Source organism: Streptomyces sp. NPDC041068, assembly GCF_040647455.1.
Lineage (GTDB): Bacteria > Actinomycetota > Actinomycetes > Streptomycetales > Streptomycetaceae > Streptomyces.
The window spans coordinates 22,120-30,465 of record NZ_JBEZCG010000037.1; the positions used below are offsets into that span (position 1 = coordinate 22,120).

The 8,346-nt window shown below is 68.4% G+C and carries 10 protein-coding genes; 1 reads left to right on the plus strand and 9 read right to left on the minus strand.

Annotation, left to right across the window (positions count from 1 at the left end; all coding sequences use genetic code 11):
- Positions 1-297 precede the first annotated feature (297 nt).
- From AB0B50_RS43790 to AB0B50_RS43810, 5 genes are all read right to left on the minus strand, one after another.
- Positions 298-1,005 carry a DUF4232 domain-containing protein gene (locus AB0B50_RS43790; RefSeq protein ID WP_362343431.1) on the minus strand — a complete coding sequence of 236 codons (708 nt, stop codon included), beginning with the start codon at positions 1,003-1,005 and terminating at the stop codon, positions 298-300.
- A gap of 256 nt (positions 1,006-1,261) precedes the next feature.
- Positions 1,262-1,984 (minus strand): hypothetical protein, encoded by a 723-nt coding sequence (locus AB0B50_RS43795; protein WP_362343434.1) that lies wholly within the window; start codon positions 1,982-1,984, stop codon positions 1,262-1,264.
- Between the two features lie 58 nt (positions 1,985-2,042).
- Positions 2,043-2,318, minus strand: coding sequence for a DUF397 domain-containing protein (locus tag AB0B50_RS43800; protein WP_362343437.1), 276 nt, complete (start codon positions 2,316-2,318; stop codon positions 2,043-2,045).
- Between the two features lie 160 nt (positions 2,319-2,478).
- The gene (locus tag AB0B50_RS43805) at positions 2,479-2,676 is read right to left on the minus strand and encodes a DUF397 domain-containing protein (RefSeq protein WP_362343440.1); all 198 of its coding nucleotides are present in this window, start codon (positions 2,674-2,676) and stop codon (positions 2,479-2,481) included.
- 10 nt (positions 2,677-2,686) lie between these two features.
- Positions 2,687-3,538: a helix-turn-helix transcriptional regulator gene (locus AB0B50_RS43810; RefSeq protein WP_362343443.1), complete on the minus strand. Its 852-nt coding sequence runs from the start codon at positions 3,536-3,538 to the stop codon at positions 2,687-2,689.
- A gap of 194 nt (positions 3,539-3,732) precedes the next feature.
- On the opposite strand from AB0B50_RS43810, the gene AB0B50_RS43815 reads away from it, so the two are divergent.
- Positions 3,733-4,188, plus strand: coding sequence for an ATP-binding protein (locus AB0B50_RS43815; protein WP_362343446.1), 456 nt, complete (start codon positions 3,733-3,735; stop codon positions 4,186-4,188).
- A gap of 11 nt (positions 4,189-4,199) precedes the next feature.
- Here the strand turns inward: AB0B50_RS43815 and AB0B50_RS43820 are convergent, their stop codons facing one another.
- The 4 genes from AB0B50_RS43820 to AB0B50_RS43835 form a co-directional block, all read right to left on the minus strand.
- Positions 4,200-5,123, minus strand: coding sequence for a hypothetical protein (locus AB0B50_RS43820; protein WP_362343449.1), 924 nt, complete (start codon positions 5,121-5,123; stop codon positions 4,200-4,202).
- 147 nt (positions 5,124-5,270) lie between these two features.
- Positions 5,271-6,041, minus strand: a complete 771-nt coding sequence (locus AB0B50_RS43825) for a hypothetical protein (protein ID WP_362343452.1) — start codon at positions 6,039-6,041, stop codon at positions 5,271-5,273.
- A 43-nt stretch (positions 6,042-6,084) separates the two neighbouring features.
- The gene (locus tag AB0B50_RS43830) at positions 6,085-6,909 is read right to left on the minus strand and encodes a hypothetical protein (protein ID WP_362343454.1); all 825 of its coding nucleotides are present in this window, start codon (positions 6,907-6,909) and stop codon (positions 6,085-6,087) included.
- Between the two features lie 148 nt (positions 6,910-7,057).
- A complete protein-coding gene (locus AB0B50_RS43835; RefSeq protein ID WP_362343460.1) occupies positions 7,058-8,314 on the minus strand; it encodes a putative T7SS-secreted protein in 1,257 nt (418 codons plus the stop codon).
- Positions 8,315-8,346 lie beyond the last annotated feature (32 nt).

The window sequence follows — 8,346 nt, forward strand, 5'->3', positions numbered from 1 at the left end:
ACGGTCGACGAGCAGATTCAGCCGACGCTATCCACGGGGCGCGTGATTTCGCCAGTGCGAAGCTCTGGGGTATGTGTCTGGACCTGGAGATATCGGGCGCAGAGTGGCGTGAATCGCCCCCTGTGGCTGGACCGTGGATGGCCTTTGGTCAACCGTGCTGCGAAGGGTTGGGCAAGAGGACCGCCAAAGGGCTTCCGCCAAAGGGCTTCTGCTTCTCATCGAACCGGGACAGCCCGATGCCTCCCAGTTGGACCTGGGAGGCATCGGGACCGAGGCGATCGGCTCGTACGAGTTCGGTCAGCCGGCCGGGGAGTCGCTGACCGGGGCGACCGGGCTGATCCGGACCGGGCCGGTGAGGGCCTGGGAGTCGGGGTTCTCGGGCGGGAGGGAGCCCGCGGGCCAGTCGATGGTGACGGTCTTGGTCTCGTTCGGCGGTGTCACCAGGATCTTGGTCACGCGGACACCGGAGCCGCCGGAGTTGTTGAGCGGGAACAGGATGTTGAAGGCCGCGGACTCGCCGTCCTTGATGACGCCGGTCACGGGCTTGTCCTCGGTGCGCTCCGCGGACAGGGAGTCGCCCGCGGCCGTCTGCAGGTCGACGCCCGCGAAGCCACCGATGGTGCAGTCGCGGCCGCCGCCGTTCTTGAAGACGACGGTGACGACACCCTCCTCCTTGTCGGTGGTGTTGTCGGTGGAGGACACCTCCAGCTCGTCGCTGCGGCAGATGTCGACCTTGCCGTTCTCGTTGGAGCCGGTGCCCGCGAGGGTGCCTTCGCCGCTGTTGCCGCCTCCGCTCTTGGAGGTGCCGCTGCCGGAACCGGAGCTGGAGCCGCTGTCCGAGGAGCCGCCGCCGGAGCCTCCGCTGCCGCCCGTCTGGGAGCCGGAGGAGGAGCCGGCCGGGGCCGCGTCCGTGCTGCCGTCGTCGCCGTTGCATGCGGTGAGCGAGAGCGTGCCGAGCAGCGCGAGTCCTGCGAGCAGCGTCTTCGAGGCGTGCTTGAGCTTCATGGGATCCCCCGTGAGTACGTGATGAGTACGTGGTGTGGTGCGTGGCGTTCGTTCGGGCTCTCGGCCCGTGCTGTCCGGCCCGGAAACAGAGAAGCGGGTTCCGGTATTCGGGGGCAAGGAGCGTCGGGGGATCAGGGACGCTGGAATGCCGATAGGGGGTCTGACCTGGGAAAATGCCCGTTCCCTGGAATGCCGTGATGGGACGCTACGGGCATGGAGAGGAGGGGCGCGCTCCGCGGATACGGGGGTACAGGGATCAGCGCTCGCCCTCAGGTGCTCCGTACCAGCGCCACTCCGTCAGACGCGCCCGGCCCGGGAGTTCGCCGCGGCCCGTCGCCCACAGGAGGGTCGGCCATGGGTCCGTGTCCTTCGGGGCGTCCGGGAAGAGGCGGTGCAGGACGCGGGAGCAGAGGTCGGCGGGCGGGTTCCAGGCGGCGCCGACGCCGAGGCCGCCCGCGATGTCGTACGTGTGGACCAGCGTCTCCACGATGCCCATCGCGGCGAAGCCCTCCGGGTCGGAGATGCCCCAGCCGTGGTGGGCGCGGACCGTCGCGGGCGTGGTCGCGACCATGCCGGTCAGCAGCGCGCCGCACGACTCCACGACCTGGAGCAGGCCGGCGACCCCCGCCTTGCGGTCGGCGAAGGTGACGTTGGCGGGCCCGCCCTGCCGGTGCCGGTACCAGAGGAAGGGCACCTCGGTGTCCAGGGGCGGCTTCTCCGGGCCGAGTTGGGCCGCGTACGCGAAGAGGTCGTCCGCGAGGTGCTCGACGGTCTCCCAGCAGTCCCAGTCGATTCCGCCTGCCTTGACGCTCCAGTCCGCGTCGGCGGGCACCTCGCGGAGGGTGGCCACGGCGAGGCGTACGGCGTGGGTGACGTCGGTGGCGGTGACGGGGGTGGCGGTGACAGGGGTGGCGGTGACGGGCGTGGCGGTGACGGGCGTGGCGACCTTGCGGTCGGTTGAATCTCCGGTCTCAGACATGGCGGGACCGTAGCAGCGGCCTGCCGGGGGGTGGCCAGGGGTTTTTGGCTGTCGACCGCTATGCGCCGTCGACACCCTCCACGAAGTGGTCGAACTCGCCTGCCTGTACGCCGAGTACGAAGGCGTCCCATTTCTCGCGGGTGGTTGTGACGACATTCTCCGGAGCGCTTGTCTCCCGGAGGTAGACGGCGTCGTCGTCCTTGCCGAAGGCGATCTCGATCCAAGGGCCGGGGCCTTGCGCGTCCTCGGGGGCGGCGCGGGTCCAGGAGAGGTCGGCGGGTATGGAGGGTACGGCGGGGATGTTGGGGTGGAGGCGGTGGTGAGTCTCGGTCATGGTGGGACTCTTCTGCGGTGTCGGGGGCGCCTGGGGTTCGGTTGTGGGGCGGGGCCGCGGGGGTATGTCCGTACTCGCCATCTTTGTTGCGGGGGCTTGTTGCTGCGGCTCTGCGCGGCGTTGTGCGCAGTGCTCCGTGCGCACATACCCCCACGTCCCCTCAGGCCGGTTCGGCGCCTGCGGGACGCTTTGTGGCGCGGATGAGGGCCGAGAAGGCCTCGGGGGTGGTGCTGACTATCGCCCCGGTGGGGTCGCCGCTTTCGGTGAGTTCGACCGTGCCGCTTGCGGTGCGGGCGACGTTCACGCAGGCGTCGCCTTCCTGGCAGTAGGAGGAGGTCTGCCAGTTGAGCGTGAGCATATGGGCTCCTTCACAGGTCTTGGGCGATGCTGTGGATCAGGTCCCGTGATTTCTCCGGGCTGAGGGCGGTGCCCTCCACAACGTCGAGCAGTTTGCGGTACTTCCCCAGGTGCGCTTCAGAGTCCAGGAGTACGGGACCGTGGAACTGGTCCAGTTGGGCGGTGTCGAGCAGCGGTACGGCGCCGTGCATGTAGTTGATCGACTGGCCCGACCCCGGGAAGGCTCCGACGTCGAACGGAAGCACGCGGATCGTGATGTGGTCGCGCTCGCTCATGTCGAGCAGATGCCTGAGCTGGGCGCGTGCCACGTCACGACCGCCGACCTTCATGCGCAGGGCTGCCTCGTGGACGACAGTCCTGTAGGTAAGGGGGGCCGCTCGGTAGATGACGTCCTGCCGTTTGATGCGGTGCGAGACGCGGTGCTCGACATCGGGAGGGGTGGGGGCCGGGATGACGTGGCGGAAGATCTCGCGCGCGTGGTCCGCGGTCTGGAGCAGGCCGGGCATGTGGCTGGTGTACGCGGTGCGCACGGCGGACGCGTGGTGCTCCAGCTCTGCCAGGTCGAGCAGACCCGAGGGCAGCACCTCGCGGTACGCCTCCCACCAGCCCCGCGTCTTGTCCGTTGCCATGTCGACCAGGGCGTCGACGTAGTCCTGGTCCGGGCAGGCGTATAGGCGGGCCATGGCCCGAACCCGATCGGGGCTCACCCCGAACCGGGCCGACTCCACGTTGCTGAGCTGCCCCGAACTCGTGCCCAGTTGCCGCGCTGCCTCCGTGGAGGACATCCCCACGCGCTCGCGGAGTTTGCGCAGCTCAGTCGCGACGCGGATACGGCGGGCCGTCGGTGCTGGCCTCGCTGCCATGCAACTCCTCCTAAGTCAGGCTCTGTTGAAGCCGTCACTCACACGAGGGAAGCCCGCTGACTTTTCTCGAATTCTCGCAAAGATGCTTTGCGGAGACCCTAATCTGTGACCCAGGCCACCCTGCCCGGAAGTACCCCGCTCGACGGAGCGACCTGGTCACCGGGCCCAACTCGCCTATCTGAACGGAGACCTCCGTGAACGCAACCGTATCGCCGCCCTGGACCTACACCCTTCAACTCCCGCATGATCCCCGCGCCCCGGGGATCGCCCGCGCCACCCTCCGCGCGGTCCTCGAAACGTACGGACTCGGCGAACTCAGCCCCACCGCAGAGCTGTTGGCGGGCGAACTGCTCAACAACGCGCACTGCCACACCGACGGCCCCTACGCCCTGCGCCTCCGCTCCTCCTCCCCGGAGGGGATCCGCGTGGCCGTGTGGGACTCCGATCCGCAGGTCCCGCCCGGATTCGGCGAGAACGGACGAGCCCCGAGCAGCCACCCGCCGGGCATGGCGGAGGGTGGACGAGGGCTGCACCTCGTGCGGGCCTGTGCGGACAGTTGGGGTGCTTACCCTGTCGGCACCGGTCAGGCGGGCAAGTTGCTGTGGGCCGAGGTCACGCCAGGATCCCCGTGGCGGCGGTCCGGGGCGTAGCCACCGCTCGCTCAGATATCCCCTTGCCGGATCGCGCCTTGTCGGCCTCGCTTGCTCATGTGCTGGTGGCGCTTCTCGATTCCGTCCTCGGCCGTGACGGGCGCCGTCGTGCGGACCTCGATCAGGAACCGACCGCTCGGCCTGCGGGTGACCACGGGGGCCTCGTCTGGATCCCGGTCGATGACCGACGCGGCGTACGACTCGACGTACTTCCGTTGGCGCGGCGTCATCTCGGCGGGTGGCAACAGCTCGGTGGGGTGGGCGAGATGCCGTAGAACCGTCCAGCCGTACCGGAGGCCCGGTGGTGCGAGTCGGCACCATGAACCGTCGGTGAAGCGGATCTTGGCCTCGCCCCGGACCTCGCTGTACGTCATGCGCTCCACCTGCGTGATGTGCTGTCGGTCGATCTCCCAGAGGACCTCGTCCTTGCGCGGGTTGAGGTCGGGGAAGCCGACGATGACGACGCGGCGGTCGGTGACGACGCAGTGGGTGTGGTACTCGGCGGGGCGTCGCGCGGGGTCGAGCTGCCAGGGGAGGGTGCGGGCGAGGGTGCCGGGGGCGCCCCACAGGACGGGGAAGTCGTCGACCTCGTTCTCGGGGTCGCGGGGGCGGCCGGGCCCCTTGCTTCCGCCCGGTCCGGTACCTCCCAGGTCACCCAGGAGTACCCCGAGGGCGATCACGACGGCGGCGACGAGGGTGCCGAGCCCGAAGCGTCCGGCTTTGCGGGCGGCGCTCTTGGGCGGTGGAGGCGGGGCGAGGGTGTAGGAGGGGCCGTCGGGCCAACCGGCTTGTGCGGTCAGCTCGTTCTGGATGTCCCTGCGCTCGGCGTCGCGGAACCAGCGCATGCCGGACACGGATGGCGCCGTGCCGCTCGCGAACTGGATCGCGTCGCGGGCGAGGAGGGTCTCGCCGGGGGCGGGCTGCCAGGACGCCATGCGGGGGTTGCTCCTTCGGGGTGTGGTCGCTCTGGGGGCCGGGGCTGGGTGAACCGGGGAGCTACGTGGGACGGGTATGTGCCCGGATCTCCCTGGCGGAGCTGGGGAAGGGGAGCCTTGGTCCTCGTCAGGCTGCGCATGGCGGGTTCATGGATGGTTCGGCACCTCGGCGGCCGGGGCGTCGTCGGTTTCGTCTCCGTCCTCGTTCGGTTCGGAGAAGGAGACAGTCTGGAGGACCGCCGCCATGAGGTTGCAGAACTCGGTCCAGTAGTCCGTGGACGCGGTGTGGAGCGTAAGGACCGCGGTGAACGGGCCTGTGGGGAACGGGACATGGACTTGGATCTGTCCGGTGAGGAGATCCGTCGCCTCGCCCGTCGCCGTGATCTCCGGATTCAGCTTGTACTCGGTCAGGGTGACGCAGGAGACCGCGGGGCCGCACGGCAGGTCCAGCCAGCGGGCGTCGTTGTGCGGCGTGCTGGAGAGGACGGTCAGAATTCCCTGGGCGACGGTTTCTGTGTCACCTGATGCCTGGTCGGTCGGGACGGCCGCCACGGTGAACGCGCACTGGGCGACGCCATGGGAGCCTTCGTTTCCCGCCGCCTGCTCCCCCTCCGCCTCCGCCTGTGTTTCTTCCTCCGCTGTGGAGAAGAGCCCCATCGCCGAGTAGGAGATCCCGGTGTCCGCCATGAGGTCGGCCAGTCCCGCGTAGTACGGAGCGGCGGGCTCCCAAATGCGCTCGTCTCCGCGGGAGTAGAGGCCGCGTACGAATTCATGAGCGCGCTCGGCTCGCTCCTCCGGCGTGGCGGCGAGAGGGAGGGCGTAGAAGCCGTCGGGGACGTTGAACCAGATGGGCGGGGGATCGAGCTGGTCGGTGGGTATGGGCGGGAGCGCGTTCGTGGGGTTGGGCGGGGGCGTCATAGGGGCGGAGGCGTCCTGGTCTGGTTTCGGAGGAGTGGAGGGTTCAGAAGTCTGCGGGGTTGTACTCGGTGATCCTGAGTTCCACGCCATCGGCATCCATGACCATGTCCCGGTCGATGATGCCGAAGAACGGGTCGATCTCGTTCCGCGCCAGGAGCTCGACCCGGTAGTGGCCACCGGGGCGGCGAGTGATGACGGGGGGTTCGTCGGGTGGCGCCGGCGTTTTCGCCAGGAAGGCCTCGACGGTGTTCCGCTGCGCCGGGGTGAGGGACCCCAGAGGGACCAGGTCGAGAGGGTGGGCCAGGTGCCGAGTGATCTTCTTCCGCGTGATGGTGTGCAACCTGCACCACGAGGCATCGCTGAAGAGGATCTTGAAGTCTCTCCCGTCCCTGAAGTCTCGGGGCTCGACCTTGCTGATGGCGGAACGCGGAGTTTCCCAGAGGACTTCGTCCTCGATGAGCTTGTCGTTCTTCTTGGAGTACGGAAAGCCCACGATGACCAGGCGACGGTCCGTGACGATCGCGTGCGTACGGTAGTGCTTCTCGTTGGAGCGGCCGGGGTCGAGTTGCCAGGGCAGGGAACGAGCGAGGCTATCCGGAGCGGCCCACATGACCGGGAAGTCCTGGACCTCGTCGTCGGGGTCGTGGGAAGTGTCGGACCCGCCGTCAGGTCCCGAGCCGCCGCTGACGTTGCCGCCCGCGGAGCTGAGGGCGGCCATGATGATGCCGCCCAAGGCCATGACCCCGCCTTTGCCGATGTTCCGCGTGAAGGAGCCACCGGCTGAGCGAGCCTCGTACTTCGGCCCTTCGGGCCAGCCGGGCAGTTCGCCTTGGATGTCATGGCGCTCGGTGTCGCGGAACCAGCGCATGCCCCTGACGGGAGCAGCCTCGCCTGTGGCGAAGGTGACCGGCGTTCGGGCCAGGAGAGTTTCGCTCGGTTGGGGCAGCCAGATGTCCATAGCTGTAAGCATCTTCCTAATGTGGTGACCCGGTACCGTCGTCCTGTTTGTTCACTGCTCAGGTCCCCGAAGCCGATTGTGCGAACTGGTCGCCCGGGAAGAGGGCCTCGCCCACGTGCTGGTGGATGCTTGTGACCTTGGGGAGAATCTTTGCCCCCGCGTCGATGGCGATACCGGCCTTCACGGGGTTGATGTCCACTTTCGGGATCATGTTCAGGCCCTTGGTGCCCAACCATTGGCCTTCGTGGTAGCCCGCGATCGCGAGGCCTCCCATGCGCGACTTCAGGCCACTGGTCGTATGTGCCACCTCATATGCATCCTCCGATTTCCCTCCGAGCTTCACGAGCCCGCCCTTGCCGAGGCCGCCGGTGAGCCCCCGGGAGCTCTTGCCGAAGGACATCAAGATGCGTGTGCTGCCGACGATCTTGGTGGCCTGGAACCCCTCGCCGAGATTGGTAACTGCCTTGAGCGCCTTGCTCTCACCGACGACCTTCGTGGCCTTGCCGAACATCCCGATCCCCGGCATGAGCCCCACCGCATCAAGCCCCATCGTCGCCCAACTCACGTCGGCCCCGCCCATTTTGGCGAGCCCATGCGCGCCCAGTGCCAGCCCGCTGGTGATGAGCGCCGCTGTGCCGAAGATCGCGGCGAGCGGCGGGAAAGGAAGCGTGACGATGGCCAGCAGTCCCAGCACGGCCGTCAGGTCGCTCAGGAGGTCGCCGATCAGCTTGATCAGGTCGGCGTGGTCCTTGAGCCACTTGCCGGTGGCGTCCCAGGCCTCCTTGACGCCCTTGGTGAGCTTGTCCCAGAAGCCGGGCTCGTCGGGGGCGATGTCGCCGGCCTTGTCGAGCTCCTTGCTGATCGCGCCCGCGGCTTTGGAGTAGCGGTCCTCCAGGTCGTGTACGTCCCCGATGACCTCGTCGACGTCTCCCGAGGCCTTGGCGGACTCCTTGCTGTCGGGCTTCGCCTCCGAGCGGGCGTCCAGTTTCTTGCCGGCCTTGATCTCCAGGCGGTCGGCCTCGTCCTGGAAGTCCTGGAGTTCCCTGGCCCAGCGGTGCAGTGCGCGCGAGGCCTTGTCGAAGGATTCGTGGCTCTTGCGGATGAGCGGGGTGACGTCCTCGCCGATGTACTCGGTGAAGGCGAGCGCGGCCTTGCCCTTCCAGGCGCCGCACTCGATGCGCTCCAAGTCCCGTACGGCATTGCCCAGTTCCGAGGCGAGGCCGCCGAGCTTCTTGGCCAGGTCGCGGGTGTTCTCGACGTCGCCCGGGGTGGGGTCCCAGCCTATGTGGGGGAATGCGGGCCGTTTGGTGCCCACGTTTACTTGCCCTTCTTCTGGGCCTGGGCCGC

What these genes read in the sequence shown, in the direction of transcription:
- AB0B50_RS43790 (WP_362343431.1), bottom strand. Translation starts at nt 1,005, where the DNA reads ATGAAGCTCAAGCACGCCTCGAAGACGCTGCTCGCAGGACTCGCGCTG.
- AB0B50_RS43795 (WP_362343434.1), bottom strand. Translation starts at nt 1,984, where the DNA reads ATGTCTGAGACCGGAGATTCAACCGACCGCAAGGTCGCCACGCCCGTC.
- AB0B50_RS43800 (WP_362343437.1), bottom strand. Translation starts at nt 2,318, where the DNA reads ATGACCGAGACTCACCACCGCCTCCACCCCAACATCCCCGCCGTACCC.
- AB0B50_RS43805 (WP_362343440.1), bottom strand. Translation starts at nt 2,676, where the DNA reads ATGCTCACGCTCAACTGGCAGACCTCCTCCTACTGCCAGGAAGGCGAC.
- AB0B50_RS43810 (WP_362343443.1), bottom strand. Translation starts at nt 3,538, where the DNA reads ATGGCAGCGAGGCCAGCACCGACGGCCCGCCGTATCCGCGTCGCGACT.
- AB0B50_RS43820 (WP_362343449.1), bottom strand. Translation starts at nt 5,123, where the DNA reads ATGGCGTCCTGGCAGCCCGCCCCCGGCGAGACCCTCCTCGCCCGCGAC.
- AB0B50_RS43825 (WP_362343452.1), bottom strand. Translation starts at nt 6,041, where the DNA reads ATGACGCCCCCGCCCAACCCCACGAACGCGCTCCCGCCCATACCCACC.
- AB0B50_RS43830 (WP_362343454.1), bottom strand. Translation starts at nt 6,909, where the DNA reads ATGCGCTGGTTCCGCGACACCGAGCGCCATGACATCCAAGGCGAACTG.